Origin of the sequence: Streptomyces sp. NPDC006798 (assembly GCF_040635975.1) — a bacterium.
Lineage (GTDB): Bacteria > Actinomycetota > Actinomycetes > Streptomycetales > Streptomycetaceae > Streptomyces.
The window spans coordinates 191,281-207,004 of sequence record NZ_JBEYIS010000001.1 but is presented as its reverse complement, the minus strand read 5'-3'; the positions used below and the strand labels follow the sequence as shown (position 1 = coordinate 207,004).

Annotated in this window: 13 protein-coding genes and 1 pseudogene; 6 read left to right on the top strand and 8 right to left on the bottom strand. The window is 71.5% G+C overall.

Going from position 1 to position 15,724, the window contains the following annotated elements; genetic code table 11:
• Nucleotides 1–17: 17 nt before the first annotated feature.
• A complete protein-coding gene (locus tag ABZ714_RS00975; RefSeq protein WP_358822968.1) occupies nucleotides 18–620 on the bottom strand; it encodes a carbonic anhydrase in 603 nt (200 codons plus the stop codon).
• Between the two features lie 122 nt (nucleotides 621–742).
• On the opposite strand from ABZ714_RS00975, the gene cynR reads away from it, so the two are divergent.
• Nucleotides 743–1,648: a transcriptional regulator CynR gene (gene cynR, locus ABZ714_RS00970; protein WP_358822967.1), complete on the top strand. Its 906-nt coding sequence runs from the start codon at nucleotides 743–745 to the stop codon at nucleotides 1,646–1,648.
• Between the two features lie 183 nt (nucleotides 1,649–1,831).
• On the opposite strand, the gene ABZ714_RS00965 is transcribed toward cynR, so the two are convergent.
• Nucleotides 1,832–2,677, bottom strand: coding sequence for a hypothetical protein (locus ABZ714_RS00965; protein WP_358822966.1), 846 nt, complete (start codon nucleotides 2,675–2,677; stop codon nucleotides 1,832–1,834).
• A gap of 543 nt (nucleotides 2,678–3,220) precedes the next feature.
• On the opposite strand from ABZ714_RS00965, the gene ABZ714_RS00960 reads away from it, so the two are divergent.
• Nucleotides 3,221–3,832 carry a hypothetical protein gene (locus ABZ714_RS00960; protein WP_358822999.1) on the top strand — a complete coding sequence of 204 codons (612 nt, stop codon included), beginning with the start codon at nucleotides 3,221–3,223 and terminating at the stop codon, nucleotides 3,830–3,832.
• A gap of 33 nt (nucleotides 3,833–3,865) precedes the next feature.
• Here ABZ714_RS00960 and ABZ714_RS00955 read toward each other — a convergent pair.
• Nucleotides 3,866–4,015: pseudogene (locus ABZ714_RS00955) on the bottom strand (type 1 glutamine amidotransferase domain-containing protein); the annotation flags it as partial.
• Between the two features lie 261 nt (nucleotides 4,016–4,276).
• Here ABZ714_RS00955 and ABZ714_RS00950 point away from each other — a divergent pair.
• Nucleotides 4,277–4,762 (top strand): hypothetical protein, encoded by a 486-nt coding sequence (locus ABZ714_RS00950; protein WP_358822965.1) that lies wholly within the window; start codon nucleotides 4,277–4,279, stop codon nucleotides 4,760–4,762.
• Nucleotides 4,763–5,157: 395 nt separating this feature from the next.
• Here the strand turns inward: ABZ714_RS00950 and ABZ714_RS00945 are convergent, their stop codons facing one another.
• Nucleotides 5,158–6,372 (bottom strand): cytochrome P450, encoded by a 1,215-nt coding sequence (locus ABZ714_RS00945; RefSeq protein ID WP_358822964.1) that lies wholly within the window; start codon nucleotides 6,370–6,372, stop codon nucleotides 5,158–5,160.
• Between the two features lie 462 nt (nucleotides 6,373–6,834).
• Between ABZ714_RS00945 and ABZ714_RS00940 the strand changes: the two genes are divergently transcribed.
• Nucleotides 6,835–7,251 carry a ferredoxin gene (locus ABZ714_RS00940; protein ID WP_358822963.1) on the top strand — a complete coding sequence of 139 codons (417 nt, stop codon included), beginning with the start codon at nucleotides 6,835–6,837 and terminating at the stop codon, nucleotides 7,249–7,251.
• A 190-nt stretch (nucleotides 7,252–7,441) separates the two neighbouring features.
• On the opposite strand, the gene ABZ714_RS00935 is transcribed toward ABZ714_RS00940, so the two are convergent.
• The gene (locus ABZ714_RS00935; protein ID WP_358822962.1) at nucleotides 7,442–8,407 is read right to left on the bottom strand and encodes a pirin family protein; all 966 of its coding nucleotides are present in this window, start codon (nucleotides 8,405–8,407) and stop codon (nucleotides 7,442–7,444) included.
• 196 nt (nucleotides 8,408–8,603) lie between these two features.
• Between ABZ714_RS00935 and ABZ714_RS00930 the strand changes: the two genes are divergently transcribed.
• The gene (locus ABZ714_RS00930) at nucleotides 8,604–8,942 is read left to right on the top strand and encodes a tetratricopeptide repeat protein (protein ID WP_358822961.1); all 339 of its coding nucleotides are present in this window, start codon (nucleotides 8,604–8,606) and stop codon (nucleotides 8,940–8,942) included.
• A 136-nt stretch (nucleotides 8,943–9,078) separates the two neighbouring features.
• Here ABZ714_RS00930 and ABZ714_RS00925 read toward each other — a convergent pair whose 3' ends face one another.
• The gene (locus tag ABZ714_RS00925) at nucleotides 9,079–10,287 is read right to left on the bottom strand and encodes an Ig-like domain-containing protein (protein ID WP_358822960.1); all 1,209 of its coding nucleotides are present in this window, start codon (nucleotides 10,285–10,287) and stop codon (nucleotides 9,079–9,081) included.
• Between the two features lie 412 nt (nucleotides 10,288–10,699).
• Here ABZ714_RS00925 and murJ point away from each other — a divergent pair, with 412 nt between their 5' ends.
• Nucleotides 10,700–12,586: a murein biosynthesis integral membrane protein MurJ gene (gene murJ, locus ABZ714_RS00920; protein ID WP_358822959.1), complete on the top strand. Its 1,887-nt coding sequence runs from the start codon at nucleotides 10,700–10,702 to the stop codon at nucleotides 12,584–12,586.
• A 106-nt stretch (nucleotides 12,587–12,692) separates the two neighbouring features.
• Here the strand turns inward: murJ and ABZ714_RS00915 are convergent, their stop codons facing one another.
• Both ABZ714_RS00915 and ABZ714_RS00910 read right to left on the bottom strand, forming a co-directional pair.
• On the bottom strand, nucleotides 12,693–13,910 hold the full coding sequence (locus ABZ714_RS00915; RefSeq protein WP_358822958.1) for a S8 family peptidase: 1,218 nt from the start codon (nucleotides 13,908–13,910) through the stop codon (nucleotides 12,693–12,695).
• A gap of 144 nt (nucleotides 13,911–14,054) precedes the next feature.
• Nucleotides 14,055–15,617 (bottom strand): SDR family oxidoreductase, encoded by a 1,563-nt coding sequence (locus ABZ714_RS00910; RefSeq protein ID WP_358822957.1) that lies wholly within the window; start codon nucleotides 15,615–15,617, stop codon nucleotides 14,055–14,057.
• Between the last annotated feature and the right edge of the window lie 107 nt (nucleotides 15,618–15,724).

Here is a 15,724-nt window from a genome sequence, read left to right as displayed (position 1 = left end):
CGGGGAGGGCGTCGGCGTCAGACCGCGAGGGCGGCGGGCCGGCCGGTGGTGTCGAGTTCTTCGACCACGCCGGTGGGAATGTCGTAGACCCAGCCGCGCAGGGTGACCGCGTGCGCGGCCAGGGCGCGGGCCACCGAGGGATGGGTGGCCAGATTGGCCAGCTGGGCGAGCACGTTCTCCCGCACCAGGGCATCCACCTTCTGCGCGCCGGCCTCGGCGGCGGTGCGGGCGAGGGAGGCGTCCGCGTGTCGCAGCCAGTCGGCGATCGCCGGCGCGCCGGACAGATCGTGCTGCTCGGCGAGGGCGGTCATCGCGCCGCAGGCGGAGTGCCCGCACACCACGATGTCGCTCACGCCCAGGACGGACACGGCGTACTCGATGCTGGCCGAGACTCCGTCCGGACCGGGGGTGTGGGCGGGGACGAGGTTCCCGGCGGTGCGGATCACGAACAGCTCGCCCGGCTCGCTCTGGGTGATCAGCTCCGGCACCACGCGGGCGTCCGAACAACTGATGAACAGCGTCGAGGGGCGGTGGGTGGTCGCCAGGTGGGCGAAAAGGCCCGCCTTGGCCGGGTAGACGTCCCGCTGGAACTGCGCGACGCCCTCGGTGAGGTCTTGCATGGTCACTCCCTTCGTGGTTGCCGGCCCCGTGGGGCTGACGAGATCCACCATGCATGACCAGGACCTATAGCGTCCAAGACGCAATATCAATGCCTTCTATCGATGACATCTATAGTTGGGATATGGCTCTGGAACTCCGTCACCTGCGCTACCTGCTCGCCGTCGCCGAGCATGCCAACTTCACCCGCGCCGCCGAAGACCTGCGCATCTCCCAGCCAACGCTCTCCCAGCAGATCAAACAGCTCGAGCGCACCGTCGGCGCCCAGCTCCTGGAACGCACCGGCCGCACCGTACGCCTCACCGACGCGGGCGAGGCCTACGTCCGCTACGCCCGGCGGGCTCTGCGCGACCTGGCGGCGGCCGAGCGGGCCGTGCTGGACGTCGCCGACCTCTCCATCGGCCACCTCCGCCTCGCCTTCACCCCCACCTTCACCGCCTACCTCATCGGCCCCCTCACCGCCGAACTCCACACCCGCCACCCCGGCATCACCCTGGATGTCAGGGAGATGACCCAGGACCGCATCGAAGCCGCCCTGCTGGCCGACGAACTCGACCTCGGCATCGCCTTCCACGGCCCCCACCCGCCCGGCATCACCGCCACCGCCCTGTTCACCGAGACACTCACCCTCGTCACCGCCGCCGGCCGGTCCGGAACGGGCGAACAGGAGCCGCTTCCCGTACGGGACCTCGCCGACCGGCGACTCGCCCTGCTGAGCGGCGACTTCGCCACCCGGAGCCATATCGACGCCTACTTCGCCACCCACGCGGTGCGGCCGCGCATCGCGGTGGAGGCCAACTCCGTCCAGGCCCTCACCGAAATCGTCCAGCGCACCACACTGGCCACCGTCCTGCCCAATGCCATCACCCACGACCACCCCCGCCTCACCCCCATCCCCCTCAACCCCGCGCTCCCCGCCCGCACCGTCACCCTCCTGCGACGCGAGAACGCCTACCAAAGCGCCGCGACCCGTGCCTTCACCCACCTCGTCCACGACCACATCAGCACCCGCGGCTACACCCCCGCCTGAACGTCTGATCGCTCGCGCGAGTGCCGAGTGCCACGGCTTCCGCTGGTGGTGAGGATTGGCAGTGGGCCTGTTCCGCTGTGGGCCGCTGTGCGACCAGGGCCGGGTTCGCACCGCTTCTGACGGTCCCGAGTGCGTCGGTACGGGGTTGAGAGCGGTACGCGGTCCGGATCTCGCGGCGTGCGGCTACTGGAAGACCGTGTGGTGCGGGTGGTCGGGGTCGTCGGGGCAGATGAGGAGATGCATGGTGCCGCGGGCCGGTGAGACACCGGTCGGAGTGTTCGCACCCTTGGCGTTCATCGACTCACGGTCTTCGACGGGGACCCAGCTTTCCGTGCCGGTGTCCCATTCCCGGTCCGCGGCTGTCAGCAGCAGGCGCATGGGGGTACCGCACGCGGCGCAGACGGCGGTGGTGGGGCCGGTCAGGTGCCAGGAAGCGAAGCCGCCGGCCTTCCATCCCGGTGCGATCGACAGGTCGCCGGTGTAACTGACGGCCGGAGCGGTGTTCCGCTCGGCGGCGCGCATCGCCGCCTCGTACTCCTCGTAGGTGGCATAGCCGCCCGGCTCCGCGGCGCCGTCCGTCGCGTCGTCAGCGGCCTCCTCCATGTCCTCCTCCCATTCCTCGACGGATTCCAGGAGTTCGTCGTCGAGCAATTCGATGTACTCGTGCTCCGTGACCTGTTCGGGGTGGAGAACGCACGGATTGGGGAGCCCTTGGGCGCGGCCGATGACGGCGGGCTCGGGCTGGGCGGGCAGGACGTCCGTCACGTCCGCGGAGCGCCGCCACGTCAGTACGACGTCGAAGGCGTTGCGGCGGGGGCCGTGTGACTCGAAGGGGCACCACAGCACCTGGAGCAGGTCGCACCCGTCGGGCCCCGCCAGGCCGGGGACATCGCGGGTGAACAGCTGGGCGAGGGCGAGCAGCGGTATGGGGGCGGTTTCACCGAGGTGGGGTGCGTGGGGCCGGGGGCGAGGGTGGCCAGTTCGGCACGCTCGTCGTCGGTCGGGCCGTGCGGGTCCTGTCGTCCCCATGCTGCCGCGAGTACGGCCCTCTCCCGGCGGACGTCGGCCGGGCGGTGACCGGTGGTCCGGTCGTGCGGAACGGTACATACGGGCCACGGTTCGTGCGCCGGCCAGAAGAACGGGCCACCGACCGAACTGTCCGTAACGCGGGGGGAGCCCCGTCGTGGATGCATCCGCGTCGCCGTACCCCGGTGCGCCGCGAGAGCCGGGAAGACCGCCTCGATGTCCAGGGGCCGTTCCGGCGTGGTGCGGGTCACGCGGTGTTTCTCCTTCTTGCGTTCTTGCTCCGCGGGGATGACACCGAGGCCGCGCCGGGTGGTCCCGTCTGTCCGGGGTCCGGGGTCCGGGTGGCGCTGTCGCGTTATCCCTCTGCTGATGGTCGGCGGCCTGCTGCGCATCGGGCAGCCTGCGAAGCCGCGTACCACGGCTCGGACTTCGGTCGAGTACATGGAGGCGACCAGGGGCGGACGGAGCGCCCGGAGCGCTGCCGATTTCCGGATCCCCTCCCCCGACACCACTCCACCCCGCCGGATCGCGGATCCGGCCGCCCCTATGAAACACCGGTTCGGCACACCCGTCCAGGCGACTTCAGTGGCCCCGGGGGAGTTCGGGAGCCCGGAGCGGGGCGCCGTCAGCTTCGACCGGCTCAAGGTACTGAAGACCTTTCAGCACACCGTGACCGTCGAGACCGGGCGGGGCGACAAGAAGAGGAAGGACGACCGCGTCTTCAGCGTCTACGAACCGCTGATCAAACTCACCCCTCCCCCGGGCCGCACGATGAACGGAGCCCGGGAGGACCGGCTCTTCATGTTGTCCCCGCGCCGGGACGCCGCCACTTGCCTCCCCCGCCCTGACGGAACCGGTGGAAAGCCCACCACCAAGGGTGCAGCTGCCTTCGCCTACATCTCCTTCCTGCATCGCAGCGCGAAAGCAGACGCGAAGGAGAAGGCCGTCGCCGACCACCTACGCACGGCGTTCACGCAGCCTGGGAAAACCAAGCCCGTGAACGCGCGGAAGAGCATCCCGGGCGCGGCCCAGAAGAAGGACGCGCCCGCCGCGCCCGCCGACAACTATTCCGCACTCCCGATATATGCAGTTCAAACGGCGCGGCAGGCACCATGCCTTCCGGTCTCCTCGACGACTATCGCATTCTTGACGGACTGACATCCGATCTGAATCCGGAACTTCGGCCGCGGGAGCCGAGGACGCCGGGTTCTGCCCGGTGAGCAGCAAACCGTCCCGCTGGACGTACGGCTCCCCGTCCCCGGCCTTGGAGTACGCCCCGCCGAGCCCGGCCAACTCGCCTTCGGCCAGGAACGGGACGACCTCGGTGAGCTGGACGGCCTCGATGCCGAGGATCCCCGCGATGCCCACGGGCGGGCGGAGCGCTCAACGGCGTTCTCCACGCGCGGGACCGCGCCGAGGCGGCGGATCTCGGCGTCCGGGCTTGCGTCCGGGGCGAGCCCGTACGGCGAGCACGTGGGCGGCACCTGTTCCGCCAGGCGTCACCGCGCGCCCTGCCCAGCCAGCGGCACACCCTGTATCCGTGGACCGGGACTGCCTGACCCCGCCGTGCCGTCGGTGCCGGGCGGCGGGGAAGATGCCCTGGTGGCAACCCTTGAGATCTTCGCGGACTACTTCCAGATCCACATCCTGGACGAGAGGTCCGAAGGCGACTTCGGCGACGTGTGGAACAGCCAGGCCGTCCTGGACGGACTCGCCACGATCGACGACGCCCTGGCCATCGGCACAGCGGTCAACGACACCGTGACGGTCAACATCCACGTCCTCGCCCACCGGCCGGACGACGACAGCGACGAGTTCGACCACGTCGTCGAGGCGAGCCTCCACACCCCCTCGGGACGGCTCGTCGTGATGGGCTGCACCGACTACCTCGACGACGCGGCCCGGTTCGACACGCCCGCCGGATGGACCCGGGTCCGCGCCTCGCGCCGGAACACCGCCGCCGCCGCCGTCCACTGGTCCGAATCGGACGAGGAACCCGAAGCGACCGAGGAAGTCCGGCTCCAGACCTGGCCCGCCCCGCACTCCGGACCGCGCATCGTCAAGCGCTGGATCCCGGCACCGAGCTGACCCACCGCGGCGCGGCCCCCGCCCCCCCTTACCGTGGCAGCACCGGACTCCGTCGTAGTCCGTGCTGCGCACGGAGCTGTCAAGGCAGCGGGCGATCCACTTCGGAACGTTGAAGAGGACCACGAGGATCTCCAGGAGCACGCATATGGGGAGAGTGACGACCGCCATCACGGCGAGGCCTGTGTTGGCCCATCCGGGGTACGACTCCGGGAGCCCCAGGAGGAACAGGGCGCACACTCCGGAGTGATCCCGCCGTCAGGGCAGGAAGAACCCCGCTCGGGCTCCGTGACCCTCGACCACCGAACTCGGCCGTGCTATCAGGCAGTTCACCTCTACCTGCTGGCACGACGACCTCGGCAACGGGACGGTCACCGCACCGACCGGCCGGGCCGGGTTCAGTCGGTGGCGGTCTCCGGCCGGGGGACGACATCGAGCCTCGCGGGACCGTTGACGATCATCGAGGGGAGGCGGGCCGGACGTCGACCGGGATCGGTGAGGGACAGCGCGGGCAGCCGGGTGAAAAGCGTGGTCAGGGCCACGTCCGCCTCCAGACGTGCGAGATACGCCCCCATACAGAAGTGCGGCCCGAAGCCGAACGCGAGATGTGCCTTGTCCGTACGCGTCGGGTCGAAGACGTCGGGGTCGTCCGGGTGGACCTCCGGGTCCCGCCCGGCCGCCGCGAAGCCGATGATGACGGCCTCGCCCCTTCTGATCACCACGCCGTCGCCGAGGTCGATGTCCTCGATCGCGTACCGCAGCGGGACATGCATGACCGGGCCCTCGAACCGCAGGGTCTCCTCGATCACATCGTCCCAGCCGATCGATCCCTCGCGGACGCGGGCGAGGTGCCCGGGGTGGGTCAGCAGGGCCTGGACGGCGCTGGTGATCAGATTGACGGCGGTCTCATAGCCCGCGTTGATCATCGCGAACAACGTGCCGACCAGCACGGAGTCGGCCAGCGGCTCCTGACCTGGCGCGTTGGACAGCAACAGGTCCGTGGTCAGGTCGGACGCCGGGTGGGTCCGTTTGTAGGCGATGAACTCCGACAGACGCTCGTCGAGTTCCCGGCCGACGGCCAGCGCGCTCTCCGGGTCGAGCGTGGAGTCCAGCGAGGCGTCCATCACCCGGCCTATCCCCTCCCGCAGATGGGCGGGGACCCCGACCAGATCGCAGATGACCGTCATCGTGAGAGGCAGAGAGAAGGCCTGCCGCAGATCCACGCTCTCCCCCGGAGCGAGCGCGCCGAGCGCCGCCACCAGGCGGTCCGCCATCGCCTGCACGCGAGGACGCATCAGGTCGACCCGCCGGGGCGCGAACGCCGGTGAGATCCGCCCCCGGGACTTGCGGTGTTCCGCCCCGTACAGGTTGAAGAAGCTGTCCTCGAAGGCCAGCGGGGCCAGGGACCAGCCCTCGGGGGTGTCGGCCGCCCCCGGCCAGTGCTTGCGGAAGTCCCGGGACACGCGCGCATCGGTGGTCAGGTCCTGGATGACGCCGCGCCGCGTCACCGACCAGGCGATGACGCCCCCAGGCAGTTCGACACGGACGGCGGGACCCCGCATGCGCAGCGCGGCGGCCTCCGTGTGCGGCGCGCTGCCGGTGGGATCGAGCATCGGGCAACGCGGCCCGGGATCGGATGAAGACGGCATGACGGTGCTCCCCTCACTGGAGAAACCACGAACGGCTTCCCGCCGAGGCAACGAGCCTCGATCTGTCGGGGGAAGCCAGACACTGGCACAGGACGCTGAAGCCGCGCGGTTCAGTCTCGCGCCCGCAGAGGGCTCCGGGGAAGAGTCCACGCACCGCGCGATGCCGTATTCAGGCCGTGCCCGAGTCCCCATCAGTGGTAGCGCCGGCGCAGTCGGCTGCGCAGGCCGCCGGATGCCGACTGCAGAAGTTCCGGGGGACGCACGATTCCACGGGATACATGGAGAGGGTTTCGGGTGGGCCGCGGCCGGGGCCACCGCGGCACCGTCAGGCGTCAGGGTCGGCTTCGGGGTGCGTGAACCGCACGGGCTCGCCCAGGGACTCAGCCGTGTCCGGTGAACCGTTCAGGACACGGCTACCCTTCCGCCGTGTACGGCTACTTCGCTCCGGTGCCTCTGCTCGACGACGCGCGAGGGGCATTTCTCGGGCAGTGGTCGGATCGGAAGTGGCTCAATGTGCCCGGACCGTTCTACGGGGCCGAGACCGACCACTGCGGCACGGGCCGTATCCACGCCCCCGAGTCCGTGCTCTACGAGGCCGGCCACTTCACCGAGTACGTGTACCGGCAGCCCCGGACGCCCGAGGAGGTGCCGCAGCTGGTCAACGCGGCGGAGGCCGAGGCATTCTCCGGCTACGGCTGCGACGGCGACACTCGCTGGACACCGGCAGCGGTCCGGAAATGGTGGCGCGGCCGAGGGCAGATCAGGGAGTATCCGGCGAACCGGCGAGCCGACTGGAGGCCGACGACGCGAAGGCAGGGCGAGGTGTTGCCACTGCTGCCCTGAAGTATGCCGCACACCTCGACGGCGAGCTGGCATCGCACCTCCGCGTCTGTCTCTTCTGGCTTGAGGAGCGACGTTCTCCCACAGTTGCGGACCGACTGCCGCAGCTCTGAGCCGTGGTGGCGCGTTTCCCTCCCCGGCGCCACCCCGCCCTGCCGGATCGCGAATCCAACCGACCTCATGGGATCCCTGCTCAGCGCACCCGTCCGCGTTTCTTCAGCGGCCCCGGCGGGAGTTCGGGAGCCGGGAGCGGAGCGCCGTCGTATCCCTTCACCTCACCGAAGCGGGTGCCTTCCATCCAGTCCCGGCGCGCTTGGACGATCTCCTCGTTGCTTCGTGCGATCCAGTTCCAGAACATGATCAGCTCTTCGTCGAAGGGTTCGCCGCCGAGCAGCATCAGTTCGGCGTCGGACTCGGCGCGCAGTGGCAGCTCCGTGCGGCCGCAGCCGAGGTAGAGCATGGAGCCGGGGAGGACGGGGACGCCGTCGACACGGGCCTCGCCGGACATGGAGAGGACGGCGTACTCGAAGTCGGGTTCGAGGGGGAGCCGGAGGTCCGCGCCCGCGGTGAGAGCGAGGTCGGCGCCGACGATGGGGGTGTAGGTGGTTCCCGGGGAGGCCGCGCCGTCGAGGCTGCCGAGGATCAGTTTGGCGGTGAGTCCGGGGGCGGTGACCTCGGGGAGGGCCGAGTGGTGTTCGAAGTGGGGCTCGACATGGCGGTGGGTGTCGGGGAGCGCCACCCAGAGCTGGGCGCCGTGGAGGAAGCGGGCGTGCGGGCGGGGGCTCTCCTCGGAGTGGCTGATCGCCCGGCCCGAGGTCATCAGGCCCAGTTCCCGGGGGCGGATGGTGGCGAGGCTGCCGGTGCTGTCGCGGTGCAGTACCTCTCCCTCGTGCAGCCAGCTCACGGTCTGGAGGCCCATATGGGGGTGGGGCGGTACCTGCATTCCGGGCTCGTCGGCGATGTCGTCGGGGCCGTAGTGGTCGACGAAGACCCAGGCTCCGACCATCCGCCGGCCCAGGTTGGGCAGCAGCCGCCGGACCTCGGTGGACTCGCCGAGCCTCACCCGGCGCGGGCTGAGGAGCTCGCGGACGGGCTCGGCGACGACGAAACCGCGGCCGCCGCAGACGGAGAGGGCGGCCTGGCGATCGAGATTGCTCATGGGCCCAACCTATTCCCCGGCGGGGTCGGACCGGCAGCCCCCACGCCTCCGGGCCGGGTACGGCACGCCGGACGGCGGGCGCGGCGGCGGCGAGGGTGTCACGGGGGCGGGCACCGAGGGCACCGGGGAGGGGCGGGAATATCGGCTTCGGCGCTCCGGTTGCAGGGGGTGACCGACCGGAGAAGGAGGGATTCGGGTGACCGAGGAGACGTACTACGAGTTCGGTAACGCCGCCGAGCGGTGGGACCGCGCGCAGTTCTTCTTCGACAGCAAGGAGTATCTGACGTCCGCCCGGATCCTGCGCGGTCTGGTCGAGGAGGAGCCGGAGCAGCTGGCCGCGCGGCTGCTGCTGGCCCGGTCCTACTATCACTCCGCCCGGCTCGGCCGGGCCGAGTCCGAGCTGCGGGCCGTGCTGGAGCGGAACCCGGCGGAGTACTACGCCCGGCTGATGCTGGGCCGCACGCTGGAGCGGCAGGGGCGGGCCGCGGAGGCCGCGCCGCATCTGCGGATGGCCGCGGCGATGGGCGGGGAGTGAGCCCCGGGCCGTGATCCCGGCCGCGGGCCGGTGACCCCGGCCCCGGAGCCGTAGCGCCGGATCCGGCCCGCGACGACGCCGTGCCGACGGGCCCGAGGGCCGGTCGGCACGGCGTCGTGTGGTTTCGCGGCGGGGCTCAGCGCAGGGCGCTGCGCTGCTGCCACTGCTCCCACGACTCGTTCCAGTTGCTGAAGCCGTTGCCCTGCGGCGGGACGCCCTTGTGGTCCTTGCCGGTGATGACGAACGGGTCGCCGACGCGGACCTGCTGGTAGAAGGAGGACGCCTCGCCGGTGCTCATGCCGATACAGCCGGAGGACTTGTTGGCGCGGCCGAAGTAGGCGCCGTTCCACGGGGCGGCGTGGGCGTACATCCCGGACCAGGTGAGCCGCATCGAGTAGTCGACCATCTTGTTGTACGCGTCGCCGAGGCCGACGGTCTCGGAGTTCATGTTGATGGTGCCCTCCTTCGACATCAGGACCGTGGTCCCGCCCCAGGAGCGCTTGACGCCGCCGGGGGTGCCGCCGGAGACGGGGATCGTACGGACCTGCTGCCCGTCCCGTTCCAGGGTGAGGCGCTGGTTGTCCAGGTCCACCTTGACGATCTGGGCGGAGCCGATGGTGAAGGAGAGGTCGTAGTCGCGGGTGAAGAAACCCCCGGAGGGGCCGGAGTCGACGCCGTTGAGCCGGGCGTCGAGGGCGACCTTCGTGCCGGGCTTCCAGTACTCCTTCGGCCGCCAGTCGACGCGGTCCTTGCCGTGCCAGTCCTTGACCCAGCCCCAGGAGCCCTGGGTGTTGTTGTCGGTGGTGATCTTGAGCGCCTTCTCGACCGCGGCCTTGTTCTTGACCGGGAAGTCGAAGGCGATGGAGACCGGGTGGCCGATGCCGATGGTCTTGCCGACCGGCGCCAGGGTCACCTTGTTGACCTTCTCCGCCTTCAGGGTGGAGAAGGTGCCCTTGCCGGTGCCGGTGGTGCCGCCGTCGGTCTTGGTGGCTGCGGTGACCTGGTAGTCGGTGCCGGGGGCGGCCATCCGCTCCGAGGTCCAGACCCGGCCGTCGGCGGAGAGCTTGCCCTCGAACTTCGTCCCCTTGCCGTCGGTGACGGCGACGGAGGTGATGCTGCCGCCGTCGGCGGTGACCTTGATGGGCTGACCCGCCTTCACTCCGCTGCCGCTGGGCGACACCGTCACGGTGGCCGGCTTGCCCCCGCCCTTGGCCGAGTCCGATGAGCCGTCGGCGGCCTCGCTGTCGGAGGAGCAGCCGGCGAGGGCGAGCGGGGCCAGCACCGCGACGGCCACGGCGAGACGGGTGGCGGAGCGGCGTGAGGGACGCGCGGATATCGGGCGCAACAGGGCCTCCGGCGGGAGCGGGGATCCGGTCTCCGGCAACTGCCTGGAGGAACGGATCCGGTGTCGGTGAGTCGGTGTATCCACGTCGGCCGGTGGGTTGTTCTGTCGACCTATCGAGATTCAGGGATCGCGACAGCTGTGCGACTGTGCACCGTTTCGGGGGACATGCATGACTCTAATGCCGGAAAACAGCAGGTGATCGCCGTAACCCCGATGTAACGGTCACTGATGAGAAACGGTCATCGTCCTGTCACATTGCTCATGCGACACGGGTATCGGACCGCTGGACCGATCCGGCGTCATGGGCTACAGGCGGCGCCGGGTAACCTCCACGTTCACCCCCGGGACCGCTTCTGCGGGCTTCCGCCGCGGAAGCCGGGCGCCGGGGGCGGGGCACGGAGAGACCGGGGGAATGGGAAAGACCGTTGGGCGGAACGACTCGCCGGGCACGGAGCCGCGCGGGGAATCACCTACGGGACCGGGTACGGCGCCGAGTACGGGGCCGGGCGCCGAACCGGGCCTCGCGGAACTGACCGGCGGTCCGGTCGGCCCGGCGACCGGTCTCGTACCCGGCGCGCGAACGGCTCCCGAGGCCGGGGAGGCCCGGGAAGCCGGGGCCGGACAGGGCGAACGGGAAGAACAGGCCGGACAGTCCGGCTCCGTGGCGCGCAGCGGTGCCCTGATGGCCGCCGGGTCGCTGGTCTCCCGGCTCACCGGCTTCGCCCGCTCGGCGGTGATCGCCGCGGCTCTGGGCATCGGGCTGACCGCCGACGGGTACGCGGTCGCCAACGCCGTGCCCACGATCGTCTACATGCTGCTGGTCGGCGGCGCCCTGAACGCGGTCTTCGTGCCCGAACTGGTCCGGGCCGCCAAGGAGCACGCGGACGGCGGTGCCGCGTACACCCAGCGGCTGCTCACGGTCTGCGCCGTCGCCCTGCTGCTGATCACGGGGGCCGCGGTCGCCGCCGCGCCGCAGATCGTCTCCGCGTACACCGGTTACACCGGGGCACAGGCGGAGATGACGGTCGCCTTCGCCCGCTACTGTCTGCCGCAGATCTTCTTCCTCGGTCTCTTCACGGTGCTCGGTCAGGTGCTCAACGCCCGGGGCCGGTTCGGCGCCATGATGTGGACGCCCGTCCTCAACAACCTGGTCGTCATCTCCGTCTTCGGGCTCTATCTGGTGACCGGTGACGGGGGGACCCTCACCCCGGCCGAGAGGGCGCTGCTGGGCTGGGGCACCACGGCGGGCATCGCCGTCCAGGCGCTGGCGCTGGTCCCGTCGCTGCGGCGGGCGGGGTTCTCCTGGCGGCCCCGGTTCGACTGGCGCGGCAGCGGGCTGACCCGGCCGCTGCGGGCCGCGGGCTGGCTGGTGCTGCTGGTCCTGTCCAACCAGGCCGCCTACTGGGTCGTCACCCGGCTGGCGACCACGGCGGGCCGGCGGGCGGCGGAGGCGGGTATCGACGGCGGCGCGGGGTTCAGCGCGTACACCAACGCCTATGTGCTGTGGGCCGTACCGCACGGGATCATCACCGTGTCGCTGGTGACGGCGCTGCTGCCGAGGATGAGCCGGGCCGCGGCCGACGGCGACCGGGCGGCGGTACGGCGCGATGTCTCGTACGCCCTGCGGACCACCGCTTCGTTCATCGTGCCCGCCGCCTGCGCGCTGTTCGCGCTGGCCCAGCCGATCATGACGGTGGTGTACGGCTACGGACGGACCGACCCGGACGACGTGGCGCTGATGGCGGGCATCCTGATGGCCTTCGCCCCGGGGCTGATCGCCTTCTCGGGCCAGTACGTCCTCTCCCGCGCCTTCTACGCGCTCTCCGACACCCGGACGCCGTTCCTGCTCAATCTGGTGGTCGTGGCGGTGAACGCGGGGCTCGCGGTGATGGCGTATCTGCTGCTTCCGGCGCGCTGGGCGGTGACCGGGATGGCGGGGGCGTACTCGGCCGGGCTGATCGTCGGCTGGGTGGTGACGGCGCTCGTGCTGCGCCGCAGGCTGGCACCGGAGGACGGTTCGGGTCCGGGGCGGTCCGGGCGGTGGTGGCGTTCGGCGTCGGCGGGGACGTTCGTCCGGCTGCTGGTGGCCGCGGTACCCGCGGCCGGGCTGGGATTCGCGACCGCCCGCGCGGTCGGCGGCTGGGCCGGGGCCGTACCGGCGGGCGCCGCCGGTGGTGTGGTCGTGGTCGGGGTCTTCGTGGCGCTGGCCCGCCCGTTGCGGCTGGCCGAGGTGGACGCCGCGGTCTCCGGTGCCGTACGGCGGCTGCGCGGGCTCGCCGTACGACGCGGGGCCCGGTAGCGGTACGGGCCGGAGCCGGTGGCGGTACGGGGCCCGGCGGGGGCGCACCGTACGGAACGGGGCCGGGGGCGGGCCGGATGTGTCCGGAGCACCCCCGGCCGCCGGTTCAGAGGGCGTCGGTGTAGAGCAGCCGGTTCGGCGATGTCTTGCTCGCCGTCAGGATGTCCTTGGTGGACTGCGCGGCCAGCCAGTTGGCGACCTGCTCCGGTTCGGCCGACGGGTGGGCGGCCTTGTAGAGGAGCGCGACCCCGGCGACGTGCGGGCTGGCCATCGACGTGCCGTCGAGGGCCGTACTGCCGCCGCCGAGCCTGGCCGAGATGATGGCCTTGCCGGGGGCGTAGAGCCAGAGGCACGGTCCGAAGTTGCTGAAGTCGGTCTCCGCGTCCTGGTGGTCGGTGGCGCCGACGGTCACCACCCGGCTGGCGCTGGCGGGCGACACGTCGCAGGCGTCCCGGCCGTCGTTCCCGGCCGCGATGACGGGGAGGACGCCGCGCAGGGAGAGGTTGGTGGCCGCGTTGTTGACGGACTGGTTGCGGTCGCCGCCGAGGGAGGCGTTGACGACGGCGGGCTGGCGGGCGTTCTGGGCGACCCAGTCGAAGCCCGCGATGATGCCCGACCAGGAGCCGCGGTTGTCGCAGCCCAGGACCCGCACGCTGACCAGCCGGGCCTGCCGGGCGACACCGTAGGTCGCGCCGCCGACCGTACCGGCGACATGGGTGCCGTGGCCCGCGCAGTCGGCGCCGTTGCGCCCGTCGCCCATGGCGTCGAAGCCGCGGACGGCGCGCCCGCCGAACTCGGGGTGGGCGAAGTCGATACCGGAGTCGATGATGTACGCCGTGGCGCCGACCCCGGTCCCGCTGACGTTGAACTGCTGGTTCAGCGGGAGATAGGGCTGGTCGATCCGGTCGAGCCCCCAGCTGAACGCCTGGACGCGGGTGTCCCGGGGGGCGATCGGCCCGCCGGTCGCCGTGCCGTCCTCCTCGACCGTCTCGACACCGGGCAGCGCCCGTACCGCCTTGAGCTGGACGGCGTTGAGCCTGGCCGCGAAGCCGTTCAGCGCCGCCGAGTAGGTGAACAGGGGTTTGAGGCCGGGCACCGCCTCTTTGACCGCGGACTCCGGGCTCGTCCCCTTCTTCAGGGTGACGATGTACTGGCCGGGGATGGGCGAGGGCGCCTTCCGCAGCGGGGCGGGTTCGGCGCGGGTGGTGCCGGACGGATCCGGCTCGGGGGCGGCGGACGCGCTGCCCGCCGCCGACAGGGTCGCCGCCGTGATCAGGGCGACGAACGACGCGGCACAGGCACGGAGCCTTGTTTGCGTTGGCATGGACAAACACTGACAAAGCATGATCGATAAAGCTATTACCGTATCCGCGGATTCACTGCACTGCGTGAGACCGCCGGGATCGGGTCGCCCGAACGGCCCAAACGCTTCCGTGGCCGGCGGGGTCGGCGCGGTCGGCGTCGCCGGTCAGGGGGTCGTACGGCGCCCCGGTCTCCCCGGGCCCTCGTGCGCCGGGGGCACCCCGCCATCCGCGGCGAGCGCGGCGGCGGTACGGGTGATGTTGCGGGCCATGCCGCCGAACACCACCGCGTGGAACGGGGCGACGCTCCACCAGTAGGCGTGCCCCAGCAGTCCGCGCGGATGGAACAGGGCCCGCTGCCGGTAACGGGTCCGCCCCTCCCCCAGCGGTTCGCACCGCATCTCCAGCCAGGCCGGCCCGGGCAGCCGCATCTCGGCCCTGAGCCGCAGCAGCCGGCCCGGTTCGATGGCCTCCACCCGCCAGAAGTCGAGGGAGTCGCCGATCCGCAGCCGGGTGGCGTCCCGGCGCCCCCGGCGGAGCCCCACCCCGCCCGCCAGCCGGTCGAGATGGCCGCGGATCGCCCAGGCGAGCGGGAAGGAGTACCAGCCGTTCTCGCCGCCGATTCCCTCGACGACCCGCCAGAGCGCGTCGGACGGTACGTCGACCACCCGCTCCCGTTCGTCGGTGTAGAGGCTGCCGCCCGCCCAGTCGGGGTCGGTGGGCAGCGGGTCGCTGGGCGCGCCCGGGACGGAGGCGGAGGACCAGCGGGTGGAGACCTGGGCCTCGCGCACCCGGCGCAGTGCCAGGGCCACCGCGGTGTCGAAGTCGAGGGGGTGGCCGGGCGGATCGGGTACGTAGCGGGAGATGTCGTGCTCCCGGCAGACCACCTCGTGCCGCAGGGATTCGGTGAGCGGCCGGGCGATCGAGCCCGGGACGGGGGTGACCAGTCCGACCCAGAGGCTGGAGAGCCGGGGGGTGAGCACGGGGACGGGCAGGATCACCCGGTGCGGGAGTCCGGCGACAGCCGCGTACCTCAGCATCATCTGCCGGTACGTCAGCACATCGGGGCCGCCGATGTCGAAGGCCCGGCTCACCTCGGCGGGCATGGCGGCGGCGCCGACGAGCAGCCGCAGTACGTCCCGTACGGCGATGGGCTGGATCCGGGTGTTGACCCAGCGGGGCGTGATCATCAGGGGCAGTCGCTCGGTGAGATGGCGCAGCATCTCGAAGGAGGCGGAGCCCGAGCCGATGATGACGGCCGCCCGCAGTACGGTCGTCGGGACCCCGGACTCCAGCAGGACCCGGCCGACCTCGGCACGGGACCGCAGATGGGGCGAGAGTTCGCGGTCCGGGACTCCGGCGGGGGTGAGACCGCCGAGATAGACGATCCGGCGGACCCCGGCGGCGCGTGCCTGTTCCCCGAAGATCCGGGCGGCGCGGCGGTCGGTCTCCTCGAAGCCCTTGCCGGTGCCCAGGGCGTGGACCAGGTAGTACGCCACATCCACACCGCGCATCGCGGCGGCCGTCGAGACGGGGTCGGTGACATCGCCGCGGACGATCTCGGTCCGGTCGGCCCAGGGGTGGTCACGGAGGGCGTCGGGCGACCGCGCCAGACAGCGGACACGGTGTCCGGCGGCGAGCAGTTCGGGGACGAGCCTGCCGCCGATATAGCCCGTGGCGCCGGTGACCAGGCAGTTCAGTCCTTCGGCCGGGGTCGGGTCCGGGCTCATGGTGCCTCCGTCGGGTCCGGTGCGTACGACTGATCCCTACCACGGTCGGTGCTGGTCACACCGGTTTGGTCGGGGCGCGCCGGGCAGGTGGGCGAGGCGGGGCCGGG

What these genes read in the sequence shown, in the direction of transcription:
- ABZ714_RS00975 (WP_358822968.1), bottom strand. Translation starts at nt 620, where the DNA reads ATGCAAGACCTCACCGAGGGCGTCGCGCAGTTCCAGCGGGACGTCTAC.
- cynR (WP_358822967.1), top strand. Translation starts at nt 743, where the DNA reads ATGGCTCTGGAACTCCGTCACCTGCGCTACCTGCTCGCCGTCGCCGAG.
- ABZ714_RS00965 (WP_358822966.1), bottom strand. Translation starts at nt 2,677, where the DNA reads ATGGGGACGACAGGACCCGCACGGCCCGACCGACGACGAGCGTGCCGA.
- ABZ714_RS00960 (WP_358822999.1), top strand. Translation starts at nt 3,221, where the DNA reads ATGAAACACCGGTTCGGCACACCCGTCCAGGCGACTTCAGTGGCCCCG.
- ABZ714_RS00945 (WP_358822964.1), bottom strand. Translation starts at nt 6,372, where the DNA reads ATGCTCGATCCCACCGGCAGCGCGCCGCACACGGAGGCCGCCGCGCTG.
- ABZ714_RS00935 (WP_358822962.1), bottom strand. Translation starts at nt 8,407, where the DNA reads ATGAGCAATCTCGATCGCCAGGCCGCCCTCTCCGTCTGCGGCGGCCGC.
- murJ (WP_358822959.1), top strand. Translation starts at nt 10,700, where the DNA reads ATGGGAAAGACCGTTGGGCGGAACGACTCGCCGGGCACGGAGCCGCGC.
- ABZ714_RS00915 (WP_358822958.1), bottom strand. Translation starts at nt 13,910, where the DNA reads ATGCCAACGCAAACAAGGCTCCGTGCCTGTGCCGCGTCGTTCGTCGCC.
- ABZ714_RS00910 (WP_358822957.1), bottom strand. Translation starts at nt 15,617, where the DNA reads ATGAGCCCGGACCCGACCCCGGCCGAAGGACTGAACTGCCTGGTCACC.